The organism is Actinomadura miaoliensis, from assembly GCF_039536785.1.
GTDB lineage: Bacteria > Actinomycetota > Actinomycetes > Streptosporangiales > Streptosporangiaceae > Spirillospora > Spirillospora miaoliensis.
In genome coordinates this window covers 115,360-135,744 of record NZ_BAAAZG010000047.1, presented here as the reverse complement: position 1 = coordinate 135,744, position 20,385 = coordinate 115,360, and the positions used below count along the sequence as shown (strand labels likewise).

Sequence of the window (20,385 nt, the reverse complement as noted above, 5' to 3'; positions counted from 1 at the left end):
CGCCCCGCGCTCACGCCTCCGTCGAGGGCAGCGCGCTGGCCGTGACCAGCGTGCGGATGGCGCCCAGCGCGACCGACAGGGTCGCCAGGTCGAAGTTGTCGCTCTCCCAGATCTCCGAGAGGGTCTGCTGGGCGCGGCGCACCGCGATGCTGTTCTTGCCGGACCAGTGCGCCAGGCGCTGCTCGGGCGGGGTGCCCGGCTCGCTGGTGACCAGCACGTCGCGGGTCAGCGCGGCGTGCGCGGCGTACAGGTCGTCGCGCAGGGCGGAGCGGGCCATCGACCGCCACCGGTCGTCGCGCGGCAGCGCGATGATGCGTTCGCGCAGCCGGGAGAGCTGCAGCCGGTCGGCGACGTCGAAGTAGACCTCGGCGACCTCCTCCACGGGACGGCCGGTGTCGTGCGCGATCTCGACCAGGTCGAAGGTGGAGAAGGCGGGCACCATCATGGCGGTCGCCTCGGCCACCTCGTCGGGCACGCCGCGTTCGGCGAAGCCGTCGCGGCGCTGCTCGAACGCCGCCAGGTCCAGGCCGACCAGCACCTTCGGCAGCAGCGCGCCCAGGGTGCGGGCGCCGTCGGCGAAGAAGTCGATCGTCTCGCGGATGTCGAACGGAGGCCGCCGGTTGTGCAGCAGCCAGCGGGCGCCGCGCTCGGTGAGCTTGCGCGCCTCCAGCCGCATCCTGATCTGCGTGGACTCGTCGACCTGGTGGGTCAGCCCCTCCACGGTCCGCCAGAACCGCGGCATGTCGAACACCTCGCGCGACACCAGGTAGGCGCGGGCGACGTCGGACGGGGAGGCCCCGGTCTCCTCGTTCACCCGGAACATGAACGTGGTGCCGGAGTTGTTGACCAGGTCGTTCACCACCGCGGTGGTGATGATCTCGCGGCGCAGCGGGTGCCGGTCCATGTACGGGCGGAACCGTTCGCGCAGCGGGGTCGGGAAGTAGTCGACCAGCCAGGACTCCAGGTACGGGTCGTCGGGCAGGTCGGAGGAGTTCAGCTCGGCATCCAGCGACAGCTTGGCGTAGGCCAGCAGCACGGCGAACTCCGGGCCGGTGAGGCCGTGCCCGGCCTGGCGGCGTTCGGCCAGCGCCTTGTCGTCGGGCAGGAACTCCAGGCGCCGCTTGAGGCGGCCGTCCCGCTCCAGCTTGCGCATGTACCGGGTGTGGACGTGCAGCATGGACCGGGCCTGTGCCCGGGACGCGGCCAGCACCACGTTCTGCGCGTAGTTGTCGCGCAGCACCAGGTCGGCGACCTCGTCGGTCATCTCGTACAGCAGCTGGTCGCGCTGCTTGCCGGTCAGCTCGCCGTCGCGCACCGCCTGGTCGAGCAGGATCTTGATGTTGACCTCGTGGTCGGAGGTGTCCACCCCGGCGGAGTTGTCGATGAAGTCGGTGTTGACCAGGCCGCCCTGGCGGGCGAACTCGATCCGGCCGAGCTGGGTGACGCCCAGGTTGCCGCCCTCGCCGATCACCTTGCAGCGCAGCTCGGCGGCGTCGGCCCGCACCGCGTCGTTGGCCTTGTCACCGACGTCGGCGTTGTTCTCGACCGACGCCTTGACGTAGGTGCCGATGCCGCCGTTCCACAGCAGGTCCACCGGCGCGCACAGCACGGCGTGGATCAGCTCGTACGGGGTCAGCGCGGTCACGCCCGGGTCCAGGCCGAGCGCCTCGCGCACCTCCGGGGTGATCTTTATGGACTTGGCGGTGCGCGGGTACACGCCGCCGCCGCGGGAGATCAGCGAGGTGTCGTAGTCGGCCCACGAGCTGCGCGGCAGCTTGAACAGCCGCTCCCGTTCGGCGTACGAGCGCTCGGGGTCGGGGTCTGGGTCGAGGAAGACGTGCCGGTGGTCGAACGCGGCGACCAGCTTGATGTGCCGGCTGAGCAGCATGCCGTTGCCGAACACGTCGCCGGACATGTCGCCGATGCCCACGACGGTGAAGGGCTCGCTCTGCACGTCCTTGCCGAGGGAGCGGAAGTGGTACTTCACCGACTCCCAGGCGCCGCGGGCGGTGATGCCCATCGCCTTGTGGTCGTAGCCGACCGAGCCGCCGGAGGCGAACGCGTCGCCGAGCCAGAAGCCGTAGGAGGCGGCGACCTCGTTGGCGATGTCGGAGAACGTGGCGGTGCCCTTGTCGGCGGCCACGACCAGGTACGGGTCGTCGCCGTCGTGGCGGATCACGTCGGGCGGCGGGACGATCTTGCCGTCGACGAGGTTGTCGGTGATGTCCAGCAGCCCGGAGATGAAGTCCTTGTAGCAGGCGATGCCCGCCTTCATGAACGCCTCGCGGTCGGAGGCGGGCGGCAACTGCTTGCCGACGAAGCCGCCCTTGGCCCCGGCCGGGACGATCACGGTGTTCTTCACCGCCTGCGCCTTGACCAGCCCGAGGATCTCGGTGCGGAAGTCCTCACGGCGGTCCGACCAGCGCAGCCCGCCGCGCGCCACCGACCCGAACCGCAGGTGCACGCCCTCCACCGTGGGCGAGTACACGAAGATCTCGTAGGTGGGGCGGGGCTGCGGCAGGTCCGGGATGCGCGAGGGGTCGAACTTGATCGACAGGTACGGCTTGTGCTGGAAGTGGTTGGTGCGCAGGGTGGCCTCGAACATCGCCAGGTAGGCGCGCAGGATGCGGTCCTCGTCGAGGCTGGCGACCTCGTCCAGCAGGCCCCGCAGCTCCTCGTGGATGGCCTCGCTGCGCTCGTCCTCCCCGCCGGCCAGCGCCGGGTCCAGGCGGCTCTCCCAGTACCGCACCAGCAGCCGGGTGATCTGGGCGTTGCGCAGCAGCACCTGCTCGATGTAGCGCTTGGAGAACGTGGTGCCGATCTGCCGCAGGTACAGGGCGTAGGCGCGCATCACCATCGCCTGCCGCCAGTGCAGGCCCACGTGCAGGACCAGCGCGTTGAATCCGTCGTTCTCGATGTCGCCGCGCCACAGGGCGGCGAAGGCGTCCTGGAACAGGTCCTTGATGTCGTCCTCGGGCACGCCCTCCGGCGGGTCGTAGCGCAGCCCGAGGTCGTAGATCCAGGCGCGGGGACGGTCGGCCGGGCGGATCTCGTACGGCCGTTCGTCGATCACCTCGACGCCCATGTTGTGCAGCAGCGGCAGCACCCGCGACAGCGAGATCGGCGGGCCCTGCCGGTAGAGCTTCAGGCGCCGCTCGCCGGGCTCGGCGCCGTACGGCTCGTAGAGGTTGATGGAGGTCTGGCCGTCCTCGGTGAGGTCCTCCAGGCGGCGCAGGTCGGCCACGGCGGTGCGGGCCGGGAAGTCGGCCTTGTAGCCCTCGGGGAAGGCGTCGCCGTAGCGGCGGGCCAGCACGCCGGAACGTTCCTCGCCGCACTGCTCGACGACGGCGTCGGCCAGGTCGTCGGCCCACGAGCGGGTGGCGGCGGCCAGCCGGGCCTCCAGCTCGTCGACGTCCACGTCGGGCAGCGGGCGGCCGCGCTCGACCCGCACCACCACGTGCAGCCGGGCCAGGACCGACTCGGTGACGTTGGCGCTGTAGTCGACGGAGACGCCGTTGAAGGCGTTCTTGAGGATCTCCTGGATGCGCAGCCGCACCCGGGTGGTGTACCGGTCGCGCGGCAGGTACACCATGCAGGACATGTAGCGGCCGTAGGGGTCCTTGCGCAGGAACAGCTTCAGGTGGCGGCGTTCGCGCAGCCGCAGCACGCCGAGCGCGATCGACAGCAGGTCGTCGACGGAGATCTGGAACAGCTCGTCGCGCGGATAGGTCTCCAGGATCTCGATCAGGTCCTGGCCGTCGTAGCTGTCGGGGGTGAACTCGGCGCGGTCGAGCACCTCGGCGAGCTTGCGCTTCAGGACGGGCACGTGCGCGATCGACGCGCTGTAGGCCACGTGCGTGAACAGGCCGAGGAAGCGGCGTTCGCCGACCACCTCGCCGTTCGGCCCGAACTTCTTGACGCCGATGTAGTCCAGGTACAGGGGCCGGTGGACGGTGGAGCGGGAGTTGGCCTTGGTCAGCACCAGCAGCCGCTTCTCGGTGGCGCGTTCGCGCACCTCGGGCGGCAGCGCGGCGAAGCTGTCGGACTCCCGCGTGTCGGCGCGCAGGATGCCGAGGCCGGTGCCGGGCTCCGGGCGCAGCGCCGTGCCGTCGTCGGTGAGGGTGTAGTCGCGGTAGCCGAGGAAGGTGAAGTGGCCGTCGGCCAGCCAGTCGAGCAGTTCGACGCCCTCGTCCAGCTCCTTGTCGGGCAGCGGCGGCGGGTCGTAGCGGATGCTGGTGGCGATCTCACCGGCCCGGGCGCGCATCTTCGGCTCGTCCTCGAAGGCGACCCGCACGTCGTTCAGCACGCGCAGCAGGTCCTTCTCCAGCCGTTCCAGGACGGTGCGGTCGCTGGTGCGGTCCACCTCGATGTGGATCCAGGACTCGTCCAGGTCGGTGGCCTGGTCGAGCTTGCGGCGGAACGCCTTGAGGCGCCCGGTCACGTCGCGCTCGACGCCCAGCAGCGGGTGGACGATCAGGTGGGTGGGCAACTGGTGCCGGTTGAGCTCCATCGTGACCGAGTCGACGAGGAACGGCATGTCGTCGGTGACCACCTGCACGACCGTGTGGCCTGGGTCCCAGCCGTACTCGTCCACGGTGGGGGTGAACACCCGCACCTTGGCCCGGCCCTGTGGCCGCTCCTCGCCGAGCAGCCGGTGCGCCATGGCGGGACCGAAGATGTCGACCAGGTCGCGGTCCAGCAGGTCCTCGGGCGCCACGTGGCGGTAGTAGAGGCGCAGGTATTCGACCGCGTCGTCGAGGTCGATCCCCTTGCTCCCCGAGCCCTGCACGCAGGTCTCCGCCGCGCGCCGGAGCAGGTCGTCCTTAGCTTGATCGAGCTTGCCGCCCATCGACTCTCCCCATCGAGACTCCTCCCCCCGAAGGGCGGGGGGCGTGGGAGGGCGTCCCCCCACGAGCAACGTCGCCACCTCGTTGTGGCGCCGCTCACTGCGTCAGCGTAACCAGGAAAAGCCGCAAAGCCGACCCGGGCGTCCAGGACACGGCCGTGGCCTTCCCCACGTCTTCCCGCCGTTTTCGATGCCCTGTATCCGCGCCTTCACCACGCCTTCGCGTGTCCGCGCGGCCGCCCGCGGGCGGCCGCATGATCAGCTGTCGCCGCCGGTGCCGCTGTTGCCGCCCGTCTCGCCCGTGCCGGGACCGGGGGGCGTCTCCGGGTCGCCCGTTCCGGGCTCGCCGGTGCCCGGGTCGCCGGTTCCGGGTTCGTCGGTGTCCGGGGGGTTGGGCTTGTCGGTCGACTTGTCGGGGGGCTCGCTGGTCGGGGCGTCGGTCGTCGGGGTCGTGGAGGGCGTGCCGGACGGCTCCGTGGACATGTCGCCCGTCGGCGTCCCCGAGCCGGTGGGCGCGGACGACGGCTCCTCGTCGGACGAGGTGTCCTCGGGCGTGGGCGTGTCGGTCGGGCGGCCGTCGTCCGGGGCGGAGGGCATGACGCTGGCGGGCGTGGGGCCCTGGTTGCGGTCGCCGACGGTCTTGCCGGTCTTGTCGTTGCCGCCGAACGCCAGCACCGCCGAGGTGATCACGATGGCGATGATCGCGGCGGCGGCCCCGGTCAGCGCGGCCAGCCTGCGGCGGTCCCGCAGCACGGCCAGCCGGCCGGGCGGGGTGGGCACGCCGTCCGGCGGCAGCGTGTTCTGCGCGACCCACTCGGCCGGGGTCGGCAGCCGCTCGTCGTCGCCGGCCTTCGCGGCGGCGACCGCGCCGATCGCCTGGGTCCGCTCGGACGCCGCGTCGCGGTCGCCGGCGCGGTCGGCGGCGCCGTCCGCGGGGGCGTCGCCGGGGGCGGTGTCCGGGTCGCCCGTGTCGTCGTCGCCGAGTTCGGCGGCCAGGACGCTGCCCGCCGCGAGGATGGCGGTCTCCTCGTCGTGGCGGTCGGGCACGGAGGGGTCGTCCACCTCGGTCGCCTCGGACGGGCGGGGCAGCACGGCCGTGCCCGCGCCGCGGTCCTCGTGCCCCAGCAGCCGCATCAGCACCTGGCGGGCGTTGGGCCGGTTGGCCGGGTCCTTGTCCAGGCACTCGGCGACCAGGTCGCGCAGGGGCCCGGTGAGCCGCCCGAGGTCCGGCTCCTCGTGCAGGATGCGGTTGATCACCGCCGGGATGGTGTCCTGGCCGAACGGCGGCTCGCCGGTGGCCGCGAACGTCAGCGTGGCGCCCCAGCAGAACACGTCGGCGGGCGTGCCGACGTCCTCGCCCTTGAGCATCTCGGGCGCCATGTACGAGGGAGTGCCGATGACCTTGCTGGTCAGCGTGGTGGAGCCGCTGATCGCGCGGGCCACCCCGAAGTCGATCACGCGCGGGCCGTCCGGGCCGATCAGCACGTTGTGCGGCTTGAAGTCGCGGTGCACCACCTCGGCCTGATGGATGGCGGCCAGGGCGGTGGCGGTGCTGACCGCCAGCCGGTCCAGCGCCGCGCCCGACAGCGGGCCCTTCTGGGTGACGTACTGGTTGAGCGACGGCCCGCGCACGTACTCGCTGACGATGTACGGCCGGTCGCCGTCGGCGTCGGCGTCGATCACCTGGGCGGTGCAGAACGGGGCCACCCGCTTGGCGACCTCCACCTCGCGCAGGAAGCGGGCCCGGGCCTTGTCGTCGGAGGTCAGCTCGGCGTGCAGCAGCTTGACCGCCACCTGCCGGCCGTCCGGCGACTCGCCCAGGAAAACACTGCCCTGGCCGCCCTCGCCCACCCGGCCGAGCAGGTCGTAGGACCCCAGCCGCTTCGGGTCGCCGGGCCGCAGGGCACCAACCTCCATGCGCGGAACCGCCCTCTCTCTGTGTCGCGCTGTCCGCCCGTCGCGTGCGTCGCGGGGATGCCGGCGGGCGCCGGTGATCGCGCCGGCCGCCGGACGGGCCTCGGGGTGAATCGTAGGGAATGAATGAGTCGGCCTTCGACCAATGGGACGCCCCAAACCACCGGGGAGTTCACCCGGATCCGGCACTTCACCGCGATCCGGCCACGGTCTCACCGCGTCCGGGGGCGGCCTCCTACCCTAGTCCGCTCGGCGCCGCCACATATGGCACACAACCGAAAACGCTGGCATTTCTCCAGGTCGCAGCCCGCTTTCTCGTCGAATTCAGGAGTGTGAAGACGGCGTGCCGGGTAGACAGCGGCTTGACGATCTTCGTAAGGAGGTACATCGGCATGTCACTTCCGTTAAGGACCGCGTGCTGCGCCACGACGATCGCCCTGGCTCTCGCCCCGGGCGCCGCCGTCGCGCAGCCGATGAAGCAGCAGGACCGTCCCAAGAAGATCCAGAGCGAGGGGGGCCAGGCGATCTGGCGCTGGCCCACCGCGCAGAACCGCCGGACCAGGACCTTCGGCAGGGTGCGCAACATGCACAGCCGAGGGGAACGGGCCGGGATGCTGGCCACCCTGCAACGCTCGGTGCGGCTGCGCCGGGCGCAGATGATGGCCAGGTGGCAGAGCCGCGCCGACCGCGCGGTGAGCTACGCGCTGCGCCAGCAGGGGCGCCCCTACGTGTGGGGCGGCACGGGCCGTCGGGGCTTCGACTGCTCCGGGCTCGTCCAGCGGGCGTGGCGGCGCGCGGGGGTGCGGATCCCGCGGGTGGCCGCGTCCCAGTACCACGGCATCGACCCGAAGATCCAGCGCCGCGATCTGCTTCCCGGCGACCTGGTGTTCTTCAACCGGCTGAGCCACGTCGGCATGTACGTGGGCGACGGCCGGTTCGTTCACTCGCCGCGACCGGGCCGCCACGTGACGGTGGAGCGGCTGCGCGGCCACTACCGTTCCCGCTACGTCGGCGCCGTGCGCCCGGCGTGGCGGCGGCTGCCGCCGGTGCCCACACGGCTCTACTGAGCCGTCCGTGCCCGGCTTCACGCACGCCGCCGAGCCCGTCACCGTTTCCGGGTGCGGACGGGCTTCTGCCGGACGGGGACGCGGGGGCGGTCCCCGTCGCGATCACCTCACCCGGATCGCGTCCCCGCCACGGACGCGGTCCGGGCCACTGACCCGCGGACACCGAGCACACCCGCGCGGCGACGGGCCGCGCGAGAACGGGTCAGGACGCCGACTCCGAGGTGAAGTGCCGCAGGACGTCGGGGTTGGCCAGGGAGTCGGGGTTGGCGGCCTTCTCCACCGGCGTCCCCAGGAGGATCTTGCGGACGGGGACCTCCAGCTTCTTGCCCGACAGCGTGCGCGGGATGCCGGGGACCTCGTGGATCTCGTCCGGGACGTGCCGCGGCGACAGCGCCGAGCGCAGCGCGGCGCGCAGCCGGGACACCAGGTCGTCGTCGACGGCGGCGCCGGACGCGGGCTGCACGTAGAGGATCAGCCGGCCCTCCTGACCGAGCCGGCCGGTGTCGATGACCAGGCTGTCGGCGATCTCCTCGAACGACTCGACCACGCGGTAGAAGTCGGCGGTGCCCATGCGCACGCCGCCTCGGTTGAGCGTCGAGTCGGACCGGCCGTAGATCACGCAGCCGCCGTCCGGGAGGATCTTGATCCAGTCGCCGTGCCGCCACACTCCCGGATACATGTCGAAGTACGACTCGCGGTAGCGCTCGCCGCCCTCGTCGTTCCAGAAGAACACCGGCATGGACGGCATCGGCTCGGTGATGACCAGCTCGCCGACCTCGTCCACCACCGGCTCGCCGTCGTCGGCGTACGCCTCGACCTTGGCGCCCAGGCCGCGGCACTGGATCACCCCGGCGCGCAGCGGCAGCAGCGGCGACGGCCCGACGAAGCCGGTGCACAGGTCGGTGCCGCCGGAGAACGAGCCGAGCAGCAGGTCCTTGCCGACCGCCTCGTACACCCAGGCGAAGCCCTCGGGCGGCAGCGGCGAGCCGGTGGAGCCGATGCCGCGGATGCGCGACAGGTCCAGCTCCTCGCCGGGACGGCGGCCCTCCTTCATCGACGCCATGATGTACGGGGCGCCGACGCCGAAGTAGGTGACGCCGCTGTCGGCCGCCATCCCCCACAGATCGGTGGGCGCGCCGTCGTACATCACGACCGTGGCGCCGACCAGCAGGCCGCCGATGAGGTAGTTCCACATCATCCAGCCCGTGGTGGTGTACCAGAAGAACACGTCGTCCGGGCCGAGGTCCTGGTGGAACGACAGCGCCTTGAGGTGCTCCAGGACGACGCCGCCGTGCCCGTGCACGATCGGCTTGGGCAGCCCCGTGGTGCCCGAGGAGTACACCACCCACAGCGGATGGTCGAACGGCACGTCCTCGAACGCCAGGTCGTGGCCGGTGCGGGGCAGGTCGGTGTAGTGGACGCCCGCGCGCAGGCCCTCGGTGGTGGCGGCGGGGTCCAGGTACGGGACGAGCACGGTGGCGCGCAGCGACGGCAGCGCGGCCTCGATCTCGCGGACGACGTCGCGCCGGTCGAACCGCCTGCCGTTGTAGGCGTAGCCGTCCACGGCGATGAGCACCTTCGGCTCGATCTGCGCGAACCGGTCGACCACGGAGGAGGACCCGAAGTCCGGGGAGCACGACGACCAGATCGCCCCGAGCGAGGCGGCGGCCAGGAAGCAGATCAGCGCCTCGGGGATGTTGGGCAGGTAGGCGGCCACCCGGTCGCCGCGGCCGACGCCCAGCTCGGCCAGCCCGGCGCGCACCTCGGCCACGTGCAGGGCCAGCTCGCGGTAGGTGAGCAGCCGGTGCCCGCCCGCCTCGGAGCGGAACACCACGGCGGTGTCGTCGGGGGCCTGCTCGGCGCGGCGCAGCGCGTTGGCGGCGTAGTTGACGGTCGCGCCGGGGAACCAGCGCAGGCCGTCCACCGGCATGGGCCCGCCGGACCGCACCGGCCCGTCGCCGCGCTCGCCGACCACGTCGAAGTACTCCCAGATCGACGACCAGAAGGCGTCGACCTCGGTGACCGACCAGCGCCACAGCTCGTCGTAGGTCCCGGTGGTCACGCCGCGGTCGCGCAGCCAGCGCTGGAAGCGCGTCACCCGGGCACCGGCGACGACCTCCGCGGACGGCTCCCACAGCGGCGCCCCCTCGGGGGTCAAGCCGTCGGACGCTCCGTCGCCTGCCATCGCACCGGCCTCCTCTTCTCTGCGGCATTCTCCGCGCCGGGGGTGTCGGGGTGGCCCCCACCTGGTGTTTCCGCGCGCGGCACGTCGCACGCGCTGACGCTCCCAGAATCGAACCCGCCGGCCCGCCTTCGCAAGCCCGTCGATCTTACGCCCTGGTCGGACGCGCCCCCATGGGGCGGGCCCACGTCCCGAGGCGCTTACTGATGTGGCCCGCGCACATGGTCAGGCCTGGGTGAGCCGGGTGACGGCGGAGACGACCGCGTCGGTGTCGGCCAGCGTCGGCAGGACGACCTCGGCGCCCGCCGAACGCAGCTCGGCCTCGGTGGCGCTGCCGGTGGCGACCGCGATGATCGGCGAGCCGGCGATGTGGGCGGCCTGCACGTCGCGCGGCGAGTCGGCCACGTACACGGTGCTCGCCTCGCCGAACGTCACGCCGCGCGCCTCCCCGGCGCGGCGCCGCACCAGCTCCAGCGTGGCGGCCTTGCTGTAGACGCCGGTCTCGTAGCCGCCCGCGTCCAGGTCCAGGTGCCGGGCCAGGCCCAGCTCGGTGACCTTGAGCCGGGCCACCGGCTCGATCGATCCGGTCAGCACCGACTGGACCGTGCCGGGCAGGCCGGACAGCGCGGCGAGCGCCTCGGCGGCCCCGGCCAGCACCCGGCCGTGGCCGCGCAGGCCGGCGCGGCGGGCGGCGAACGCGGCGGCCAGCGCGTCCATGAACGCGGGCAGGTGGTCGTCGGTGGTGACGATGTCGTTGAACGCCAGCGTCTCGAAGATGATCTCCGACTCGGTGCGCCCCGGCGTGGGCGCCAGCCGCACCAGGGGCCGCCCGGTGGTCCGCTGGAACGCCTCGGCGTAGCACTCCCGGGCGACCCGGCCGACGTCCACGAGCGTGTGGTCGATGTTCCACAGGACCAGACGGTTCATGCCGGGTATCGTCCGGCCTGCCGCGCGCTTGCGCAACCGGACGGGCGGCGGGCGCGGGCGGCGCCCCCGTGCCGGGGGCGCCGCGCCGGGGCGCCGGGGTCAGCCCATGTGCGGGTAGCGGTAGTCGGTCGGCGGGACGAACGTCTCCTTGATCGACCGGGTGTTGACCCAGCGGATCAGGTTGAAGATCGATCCGGCCTTGTCGTTGGTGCCGCTGGCGCGGGCGCCGCCGAACGGCTGCTGCCCCACCACCGCGCCGGTCGGCTTGTCGTTGACGTAGAAGTTGCCCGCCGCGAAGCGCAGCGCCTCGGTGGCGGCGGCGATGGCGGCCCGGTCCCGGGCGACGATCGCGCCGGTCAGGCCGTACTCGGCGATGCCCTCCATCTGGCGCAGCATCGCGTCGTAGTCGCCGTCGTCGTAGACGTGCACGCCCAGGATGGGGCCGAAGTACTCCTTGGTGAAGATCTCGTCCTCGGGGTCGGACGACTCCAGCACGGTGGGGCGGACGAACCAGCCCCGCGAGTCGTCCAGCTCGCCGCCGACGAGGATCTTCGCGGTGTCGATGCCGCGGGCGCGTTCGATCGCGGCCTTGTGCTTGGCGAACGCCCGGTCGTCGATCACCGCGCCCATGAACGCCGACAGGTCCTCGGCCACGTTGCCCATGGTGAGCGCGGCGACCTCGTCGCAGAAGTCGTCGCGCATGCGCTCCCACAGCGACCGGGGAATGTACGCGCGGGAGGCCGCCGAGCACTTCTGCCCCTGGTACTCGAAGGCGCCGCGGATCAGCGCGGTCTTGAGCACGTCGATGTCGGCGGACGGGTGGGCCACCACGAAGTCCTTACCGCCGGTCTCGCCGACCAGGCGCGGGTAGCCCTTGTAGCCCGCGATGTTCTCGCCGACCGTCCGCCACAGGTGCTGGAACGTGCGGGTGGAGCCGGTGAAGTGGATCCCCGCCAGCTCGGGGTGGGTCAGCGCGACGTTGGACACCGCCTGCCCGTCCCCCGTCACCAGGTTGATCACGCCCGGCGGCAGCCCGGCCTCCTCCAGCAGCCGCATGGTGTGGTGCGCGGCCAGCTGCTGGGTGGGCGACGGCTTCCAGATCACCACGTTGCCCATCAGGGCGGGCGCGGTCGGCAGGTTCCCGGCGATGGCGGTGAAGTTGAACGGGGTGATGGCCACCACGAAGCCCTCCAGCGGCCGGTACTCCATCCGGTTCCACACGCCGGGCGAGGAGTTGGGCTGCTGGGTGTAGAGCTGACGGGCGTAGGAGACGTTGAACCGCCAGAAGTCGATCAGCTCGCAGGCCGAGTCGATCTCGGCCTGCTGCACCGACTTGGACTGGCCGAGGATGGTGGCGGCGTTCAGCGTGGCGCGCCACGGTCCGGACGCCAGCTCGGCCGCCCTGAGCAGGATGGCGGCGCGGTCGTCGAACGACATCGCGCGCCAGGCGGGCGCGGCCTCGCGGGCGGCGTCGATCGCCGCGCGCACGTCGTCGTCGGTGGCGTTGCCCATCCGGCCGAGCACGTGCTCCCGGTCGTGCGGCTCGACCACGTCGACGGGCTCGCCGCCGCCCAGCCTCCGCTCGCCCCCGATCGTCATGGTCAGCTCGGTCTCCGCGTCGCCGAGCTCCTTGATCTTGGCTTCCAGCGCGGCCCGCTCGGCGCTGCCCGGCGCGTACGGCTTGACCGGCTCGTTCACCGGCTCCGGCACGTTGGTGACGGCGTCCATCTGGTGCTCCCGAAAAGTCCGACATCATCGTCGTACGCAGGCATCGTCGCACAAAGGGGGAGACTTGCGTCATATGCCCCTGCCTGCCCCTCAACGCCACGAGACCTACCCGTTCCGGCCGTCCGTGACGCGGCCGACGGGGCGAAGGAAGCGGGTCGGCGGGAGGGCGGGGCGGGGTTCAGGGCAGCAGGTCGCCGAGTTCCTGGGTGGCGTACCAGAGCAGCTCGTGGCCCTCGGCGCCGTCCACGGTGAAGCGGGCGTCCTCGTCGCCGGCCTCGGCGGCGTCCAGGGAGGCCACGGCGGCGCCCACGTCGGCGGCCGCGTCCTCGGCGTCCACATGACCCGAGGCGATCTTGCGCCAGGCGATCGGGGCGGTGACCAGCACGCGGGCGCGGGCGCCCTCGTCCCCGACGGCGGCGTCCCCGCGCGGGCGCTCGACCGACTGCTCGGGCACCTCGGCCGCCAGCACCACGCGGCGCCGGGGCGCGCCGGGGTCGTCGGCCAGCAGCCGCAGGGACGCGCGGGCGGCGGCGGTCATCGCCGCGTACTCCAGCTCCTCCTCGTCACCCCCCGCGTACCACTCCCGCAGTGCGGGGGTGACCGCGTAGGCGGCCAGCGGGGCGGGGCCGATCTCCCGCGCCGCGTGGACGCGGGCGAGGCCGGACAGGGTGGCGGGCACATAGACGCGCATGACGATCAGCCAGTCTGCCAGATCCGCCCTGATCAGTCAGGCCGCCGGGCCGCCGAAGCGGGACGGACTCAGCGCAGCACGCCGAGATCGCGCAGGGCACCGATGGTCTCGGCGGCCTCGCGGTGGTGGATGGCGAGCATGCCGACGGCCTCGGCCGCGCGCACGTTGTGGTCGATGTCGTCGATGAACACGCACTCGGCCGGGGCGAGGCCGAGCAGGTCGACGGCGTGCCGGAAGATCCGCTCGTCCGGCTTGCGCATGCCCACCTCGCAGGAGATGACCACCGCGTCGAACAGCTCGGCGAACAGGTCGCGCGGGTAGTCGTTGCCCCAGGAGTTGGACAGCAGGGCCGTGCGCGCGCCTGCCGCGCGGACACCGCGCAACGCCTCGTACATCGCCTCCACCGGGGCGAACGCGGCGAACATGCGCGAGATCAGACCCTCGTGGGGCACCGGGCCGCCGTCCACGGTCAGCAGCTCGGCGGCCAGCAGCCGCTCGAACTCGGCCGGGTCCAGCGTGCCGTCCTCAAGCCCGTGAATGGGGTTGCGGCCGTCGCCGTCATAGGCCTGCCGGACCCACTCGCGCATCACCGACAGGTAGCGGTCCGCGTCGATGCGGTCGGCGGCCATCCACGCCTGGACCGCCTCGTTGAGGGGGGAGGTCAGCACGCCGCCCCAGTCGGTGATCACTGCTCTGACGGTCGTCACGCCGCCGATGGTAGGCGATGCCCGGGTCTGGGCGAAGACCCGGTCTGTGGGGGAACATGGCGGAATGCTCACCGCCTATCTCGGCCTCTGCCTGCTGATCACCCTGACCCCGGGTCTGGACACGGCCGTGGTCACCCGCAGCGTCCTGCTGCGCGGCACCCGCGCCGGCGTGCTGACCGCGGCCGGGTGCGCGCTCGGCCTGCTGGTGCACGCCACCGCCGTCGCCCTCGGCCTGGCCACGCTGCTGGCCCGCAGCGCCGTCGCGTTCGAGGCGGTGAAGCTGGCCGGGGCGGCCCTGCTGGCCTTCCTCGGCCTGCGCGCGCTGTGGGACGCCCGCCGCCACCGCGGGTCCGCCGCGGACCACGAGCCCGCCGAGGAGGCGGCCGGCCGGCCCGGCCGCGGGGAACGCTGGGCGTTCGCGGCCGGGCTGCTGACCAACCTCACCAATCCCAAGGCGACCCTGTTCTTCCTGGCCGCGCTGCCGCAGTTCCTGCCGGCCGACCCGGCGCGGGCGCTGCCGGTCGCGCTGGGCCTGGCCGCCATCGCCGTCGTCTTCAGCATGGCCGGGCTCAGCCTGTGGGCGCTCGGCCTGGGACGCGTGCGCCGGGTCGCGATGGCGCCGCGTTTCCGCCGGATCCAGGAGCGGGTGCTGGGCGTCACGCTGATCGGCCTGGGCGTCCGCGTCGCGACCGAATGAGCCCCGCCGCCCGGCCCTGACCGCACGGCCGCCCCACGGTGAGCCCCGTGCGGTGCGGCGTGCGCGGCCCGCGTCGTTGCGGGTCCGCCGCCGGCCCGGATCCGCTCCGGCTCCCCGGGCCGTCCCCGTCGGACGCGGTCATGCGGCCGCATGGCGGCGGCACCGGAGCGCACGACCACGGGTGTCACTCCGTCGTCTGTTCCCGCGGTCGCGCCGTCACGCGGACCGCAGCCGTTGCAGCGCCTCGCGCACTCCCCCGTCCGACTCCTCCAGCAGCGCCGTCGCACGCGCGGCGGGCACCTCGCCGAGCAGCGAGACCAGCGCCACCCGGGTGTCCCCGCCCGCCTCGGCGAGCGCCTTCTCGCAGGTGCGGGCGTCCATGCCGGTGGCCTCGATGAGGATGCGCACCAGCCGGGCGCGCAGCTTGGCGTTGAGCGCGTTGACGCTGACCATCAGGTTGGAGTAGGTGCGGCCCAGCCTCACCATCAGCGTGGTGGAGAAGGAGTTGAGCACCAGCTTGGTCGCGGTGCCCGCCTTCATCCGGGTGGACCCGCTGATCACCTCCGGTCCGGTGGCCAGGGCGATGTGGATCTCCACCTCGTCGCCGTAGGGGGTCTGCGGGTTGCAGCTGATCAGCGCGGTGCGCGCCCCCGCGGCCGCGGCCGCGCGCAGCGCGCCCACGACATACGGGGTGCGGCCGCTGGCCGCGATGCCGATCGCCACGTCGCCCGCGGCCACCTCGGCGGCGTCCCGGGCGCCCTGCTCGTCGTCGTCCTCGACATGGGACACCGCCTGCGCCAGCGCCCCGGGGCCGCCGGCGTGGTGCGCCACCACCCGGCCCCAGATGCCGAACGTGGGCGGCAGCTCGGCGGCGTCGAGCGCCGCCAGCCGCCCCGACGTCCCGGCGCCGAAGTAGTGCACCCGGCCGCCGGCGCGCAGCGACTCGACCGCCACGTCCACCAGCCGGGCGATCTCGGGCAGGACGGCCGCCACGACCACGGGGACCGTGGCGTCCTCGGTGTTGATCAGCCTGAGCACCTCAAGGGTGGGCAGGGTGTCGACGTCGAGGGTCCGCGGGTTGCGGCCCTCGGTGGGCAGATCGCAGTCGATCACCGACGCCTCCGGTCGGGTCGTACGGTCCGGCCGCGGACCGCCTCGTACGTGGCCTCGAGGGCCTTACGGGTGGTGCCGTAGGTTCGCTGCGCCACGCCGACGAACACGCAGTCGACCACGGTCAGCTGCGCCAGCCGGCTGGCGGTCGCCCCCGAGCGGAACGTGGTCTCACGCGCCGCCGTCGTGAGCACCAGATCCGCCACCTCGGCGATGGGGGACTTGGGGAAGTTGGTCAGGGCCACGGTGGTCGCCCCCCTGTTCCTGGCGACCTCCAGCGCGTCGATGGTCTCCACCGTCGCGCCGGTGTGGGAGATACCGATCGCCACGTCGCCCGGTCCCAGCACCGCGGCGCTGGTGAGCATGATGTGGGCGTCGGCCCAGGCGTAGCAGACACGGCCGATGCGGTGCAGCTTCTGCTGGAAGTCCTTGGCGACGAAGGCGCTGGCACCGACCCCGTAGACGTCCACCCGGTTGGCGGCGACGATCGCGTCCACGACCTGCTCGAGCATCTTGATGTCGAGCTGCGCCGCGGTCTCCTCCACGGCCCTGGCGTCGGCGAAGGTCACCTTCTCCACGATCTGCTCAAGGGAGTCGTCGGGACTGATGTCGCTGCCGATGACCCGTCCTCCGGTGGCGCTCTGCGCCCGGCCCGCCTCCGTCGCCAGGGTCAGTCGGAGCTCTGGATAACCATGAAACCCGATCGCCCGGCAGAACCTGATGACGGTGGTCTCAGAGGTGCCACAGGTCTGGGCGAGTTCGGTGATGGTGGAGTTGGCCACGCCCTCCGGGTCGTCGATCACGCGTTGCGCGACGCGCCGCTCCGCGGGGGGCAGGGAGGGCAGCAGGGAGCGCACCCGCACGACGGTGCTGAGCGGTGTCGCCTCCTTCTGCGTCTCCTGTGGTGCCGCGTCGGTACGGGTTGCGCCGGCGGTTCCGGCACCCCCCGCCTCTGGGCTGGTGGGTTTCCTCATGGAAGAAATTTTCTTACTGGTGAGATGTCACGTCAACGGTAGAAAGGGCTACCGTCGGCATGTGTTGACCCATATGGCCGGTCCATACGTGATCGGTATTGACGCGGGTGGCACGAAGACCCGCTGTGTCGTTCTCACGCTCGGGGGAGCAATCGCCGGAGTGGGGATGGGCCCTGGGGCCAACCCCAACTCCGGAGGCGACACCGCGGGGGCGCTCACCACGGCCCTGCACGAGGCGCTGGGCACCGTGGACCGTTCCCTGATCCTCGCCGGCGTTTTCGGGATCGCCGGCGCCGGATCGGCGGGCCGTCCCGCCGCCGTCACGGCGGCGCGGCGGGCCTGGCAGGCGGCCGGGCTGCGCGGCGCGCCCGCCGTCGTCACGGACATCGCGGTGGCGTTCGCCGCCGGGACCGACGCGCCCAAGGGCATCGTGGTGTTCTCCGGCACCGGCGCCGGGGCCGCGGTGATCAGCGACGGCGCGATCGTACAGCGCGCCGACGGCTACGGCTGGCTGGTCGGCGACGAGGGCTCGGCGGTGTGGCTGGGCAAGGAGGCGGTACGGGCGGCGCTGGCCGCCTTCGACGGCCGCGGCTCCCCCACCCTGCTGACCGAGTCGGTGCCCCGGGCGCTGCTCGGGGCGGCGGTGGTCGCCGAGCTCAACGCGGACGCCCCGCGGCGGGCGCCGCGGCGGCGGACGCTGGCCCTGGCCGGCGCGCCGTCCCCCGGTGCGCCGGGACACGGCCGCCGGTCGGGCACCGCGGTGCTGGACGACACCGCGTTCGGGCGGCCGCCCGGCAGGGCGGAACCGCCGCCCACGGACCGGGCGGAGTCCACCGGCGCGCCGGCCGAGTGCGCGCCGAACCCGCAGCTCGCCCAGGCCATCATCAAGGAGGTCTACGGCCGTCCGGTCGCGGCCCTCGGCCGGCTCGGCCCGGTCGTGGCCGCGGCGGCGGCCGCGGGTGATCCGGTGGCCCGGCGCATCACCCGTGAGGCCGCCGAATGGCTGCTGCGCGACGTGGACGCGGTGCGCCCGGCCCTGCCGGACCCGTGCGCGCCGGTCGTCATGCACGGATCGGTGCTGCGGGACGGTCCCGTCGCCGACGCCGTGCGGGCCGGGCTGCGCGACCGGTTCGCGGCCGACCCGCGCAGCGCGGGCGACGGTGCCGTCGGGGCGGCCGGGCTGGCCCTGCGCCGCCTGGGCTTCCCGCTGCCGCCGCCGCAACCCGGCTGATCCGCCGGCCGCCCGTCCGTCCGACAGCCGTTCCCCGTCCCGAATCCTTCCGCGACCCTTCGGACCGCCGCGAGAGCCCACGAGCCCCGCGAGCACCCGAGGGCCCGAGTGCCGCACAATCCCGCGTCATCTGCGCCACTTCGCGCTGAGACCGGCGAAGCGCCCGCCGGCTGAGCGATCCGCTCCGGCCCGACGCGCCACCTGTGAATCCCGAACGAGCGCGCCGCGCCGGTTCTTCCGGCCGATCGCCGCGCCGAGCGCTCTCCCCCGACGCCACGCGCTGAGCGACCACGGCCATGCCCTGGCCCGACGCTGCCCTGAAAGCGGGTGGATCCGCGCCGAAGGCCGCCCGGACCCGACCTGACCGCCGCCGCGCATACCCTCGTATCGCCTGTGGGGACGAGCCGCGCGCCCCGGGCGCACGCGGCCTCGCCCGGACGGCGCGGGCCGTCCGCCACGGGCAAGAGATCAACGGCATCCGAAAAGATCGTTGACCGGCGGCGGGTCGACACGGCCCCGGGCACGGGTTACGGTCGCCAGGATCGATCACGAAGCGGATTCGAAAGACCACGTCGGGGGGCCTGGTCCAGTGCGTGCTTCACGTTCACTCGCACTCGTCACGGCGGTCGCGACGGCGCTCGGCGCGTCGCTGGCCGGCTGCGGCGGCGGCGACTCCGGAGACAAGGACGATCCGGGCGCCACCAGAACCTCCGGGGCGGGCCGCTCCCCCGGGGCCGCCGCGTCCCCGAACCCCCGCCAGGCCACCGGCGCCTGGATCCCCGGGTACGTCGCCGCGATGGGCGTGCGCGAGAAGGTGGGGCAGCTGTTCGTCCCCGCCTTCCCGAACGCCGCCTCCGCCAAGGCGATGATCAAGCGGTACCACGTCGGCGGCCTGATCTACTTCCCCGCCAACCTGCGCTCGCCGCGCGCGACCGCCGCGCTGTCCAACTCGCTGCAGGAGACGTCCAAGATCCCGCTGCTGCTCGGCGTGGACGAGGAGCAGGGCAAGGTGTCGCGCGCGTCGTTCCTCACCCGCTTCCCCGGCAACATGGCGCTGGGCGCGACCGGCCGCCCGGCCGACGCCCAGGCCGCGGCCCGGGTCACCGGGTCCGAGCTGCGCGCGGTCGGGATCAACCAGAACTTCGCGCCGGTCGCCGACGTGAACGTCAACCCGGCCAACCCGGTGATCGGCGTGCGGTCGTTCGGCGCCGATCCCGCGCTGGTGTCGCGGATGCTGGGCGCGGCGGTCGCCGGCTATCAGTCGGCGGGCGTCGCCGCCACGGCCAAGCACTTCCCCGGGCACGGCGACACCGCCACCGACAGCCACACCGGCCTGCCCGTCATCAGGCACACCCGCAAGCAGTGGGAGCGGCTGGACGCGCCGCCGTTCCGCGCCGCGGTGTCGGCCGGGGCGGACGCCATCATGTCGGCGCACATCGTGGTGCCGGGCCTGGACCGGTCGGGCGACCCGGCCACGCTGTCGCGCACGGTGCTGACCGGGCTGCTGCGCGACTCCCTCGGCTACCGGGGCGTCATCGTCACCGACTCGCTGCAGATGCAGGGCGCCAAGGTGCGGTACGGGCCGGGCGTCACCGCCGTGCGCGCGGTCAACGCCGGCGCCGACCAGCTGCTCATGCCGCCCAGCCTGCCGGTGGCCTACGAGGCGGTGCTGGCCGCCGTGCGCAACGGGCAGATCTCCCGCAAGCGGCTGGACGAGGCCGTCACCCGGATCCTGCGGATGAAGGAGCAGCGCGGGCTGTTCCAGGGCGCCGACACCGACGCGGGGCGCGCGGACGCGTCGGTCCGCACGGCGGCGAACCGGGCCACGGCCCAGCGGGTCGCCGAGCACTCGGTCACGCTCGTCCGCAACGACCGGGGGCTGCTGCCGCTGAAGAACAAGACCGTCCACGTCACCGGCCCCAGGAGCGTCGCGCTGGCCACGGCGCTGCGCCGCCAGGGCGTGCGTATCGCCGCGTCGCCCCAGGCCGCCGACGTCTCGGTGCTGACCACCGTCGACGCCGGAAGCGCCACCGCCGCCAGGGTGCGGGCATTGGGTCCCAAGCCGGTCGTCGTGGCCGCGCTGGGACGCCCGTACGACCTGGACTCCGCCCAGGGAGCGGCCGCCACGCTGGCGACCTACTCGTCGGCGACGGTGTCGGTCCAGGCGCTCGCCAAGGTGCTGACGGGCGCGATCAACCCGACCGGCAAGCTTCCGGTGAAGGCGGGCGGCCGGCCCGTCGGCCACGGCCTGTCCTACCGCCCCGCCTGACCGGGGGCCGCGCCCTTACCCCTGCGACGACGCGAAACGCCG

13 protein-coding genes are annotated in these 20,385 nt (G+C 73.1%); 4 read left to right on the top strand and 9 right to left on the bottom strand.

What is annotated here, in order from left to right:
* Positions 1–10: 10 nt before the first annotated feature.
* Both ABD811_RS29920 and ABD811_RS29915 read right to left on the bottom strand, forming a co-directional pair.
* A complete protein-coding gene (locus ABD811_RS29920) occupies positions 11–4,849 on the bottom strand; it encodes an NAD-glutamate dehydrogenase (protein WP_344954457.1) in 4,839 nt (1,612 codons plus the stop codon).
* A 255-nt stretch (positions 4,850–5,104) separates the two neighbouring features.
* Complete coding sequence (locus ABD811_RS29915; RefSeq protein ID WP_344954455.1) at positions 5,105–6,763, bottom strand: serine/threonine protein kinase; 1,659 nt, start codon at positions 6,761–6,763, stop codon at positions 5,105–5,107.
* A gap of 389 nt (positions 6,764–7,152) precedes the next feature.
* On the opposite strand from ABD811_RS29915, the gene ABD811_RS29910 reads away from it, so the two are divergent.
* Positions 7,153–7,827, top strand: coding sequence for a C40 family peptidase (locus tag ABD811_RS29910; protein ID WP_344954453.1), 675 nt, complete (start codon positions 7,153–7,155; stop codon positions 7,825–7,827).
* Between the two features lie 202 nt (positions 7,828–8,029).
* Here ABD811_RS29910 and ABD811_RS29905 read toward each other — a convergent pair whose 3' ends face one another.
* The 5 genes from ABD811_RS29905 to ABD811_RS29885 all read right to left on the bottom strand — a co-directional run bounded on the left by ABD811_RS29905 (position 8,030) and on the right by ABD811_RS29885 (position 14,062).
* On the bottom strand, positions 8,030–10,012 hold the full coding sequence (locus tag ABD811_RS29905; RefSeq protein ID WP_344954451.1) for an acetoacetate--CoA ligase: 1,983 nt from the start codon (positions 10,010–10,012) through the stop codon (positions 8,030–8,032).
* Between the two features lie 222 nt (positions 10,013–10,234).
* Positions 10,235–10,936, bottom strand: a complete 702-nt coding sequence (locus ABD811_RS29900; RefSeq protein ID WP_344954449.1) for an HAD family hydrolase — start codon at positions 10,934–10,936, stop codon at positions 10,235–10,237.
* 99 nt (positions 10,937–11,035) lie between these two features.
* The gene (gene pruA, locus ABD811_RS29895) at positions 11,036–12,664 is read right to left on the bottom strand and encodes an L-glutamate gamma-semialdehyde dehydrogenase (protein ID WP_344954447.1); all 1,629 of its coding nucleotides are present in this window, start codon (positions 12,662–12,664) and stop codon (positions 11,036–11,038) included.
* Between the two features lie 178 nt (positions 12,665–12,842).
* A complete protein-coding gene (locus ABD811_RS29890; RefSeq protein ID WP_344954445.1) occupies positions 12,843–13,355 on the bottom strand; it encodes a DUF6912 family protein in 513 nt (170 codons plus the stop codon).
* Between the two features lie 68 nt (positions 13,356–13,423).
* Positions 13,424–14,062 (bottom strand): HAD family hydrolase, encoded by a 639-nt coding sequence (locus tag ABD811_RS29885; protein ID WP_344954443.1) that lies wholly within the window; start codon positions 14,060–14,062, stop codon positions 13,424–13,426.
* 64 nt (positions 14,063–14,126) lie between these two features.
* Between ABD811_RS29885 and ABD811_RS29880 the strand changes: the two genes are divergently transcribed.
* A complete protein-coding gene (locus ABD811_RS29880; protein WP_344954441.1) occupies positions 14,127–14,759 on the top strand; it encodes a LysE family translocator in 633 nt (210 codons plus the stop codon).
* A gap of 216 nt (positions 14,760–14,975) precedes the next feature.
* On the opposite strand, the gene murQ is transcribed toward ABD811_RS29880, so the two are convergent.
* Both murQ and ABD811_RS29870 read right to left on the bottom strand, forming a co-directional pair.
* Complete coding sequence (gene murQ, locus ABD811_RS29875; RefSeq protein WP_344954439.1) at positions 14,976–15,872, bottom strand: N-acetylmuramic acid 6-phosphate etherase; 897 nt, start codon at positions 15,870–15,872, stop codon at positions 14,976–14,978.
* Positions 15,869–16,843 carry a MurR/RpiR family transcriptional regulator gene (locus ABD811_RS29870; RefSeq protein ID WP_344954437.1) on the bottom strand — a complete coding sequence of 325 codons (975 nt, stop codon included), beginning with the start codon at positions 16,841–16,843 and terminating at the stop codon, positions 15,869–15,871. Before ABD811_RS29870 ends, murQ begins: the two co-directional genes overlap by 4 nt.
* 73 nt (positions 16,844–16,916) lie before the next feature.
* On the opposite strand from ABD811_RS29870, the gene ABD811_RS29865 reads away from it, so the two are divergent.
* Both ABD811_RS29865 and ABD811_RS29860 read left to right on the top strand, forming a co-directional pair.
* Positions 16,917–18,074: an N-acetylglucosamine kinase gene (locus tag ABD811_RS29865; RefSeq protein ID WP_344954435.1), complete on the top strand. Its 1,158-nt coding sequence runs from the start codon at positions 16,917–16,919 to the stop codon at positions 18,072–18,074.
* 589 nt (positions 18,075–18,663) lie between these two features.
* A complete protein-coding gene (locus tag ABD811_RS29860) occupies positions 18,664–20,343 on the top strand; it encodes a glycoside hydrolase family 3 protein (protein ID WP_344954433.1) in 1,680 nt (559 codons plus the stop codon).
* Positions 20,344–20,385: the final 42 nt, after the last annotated feature.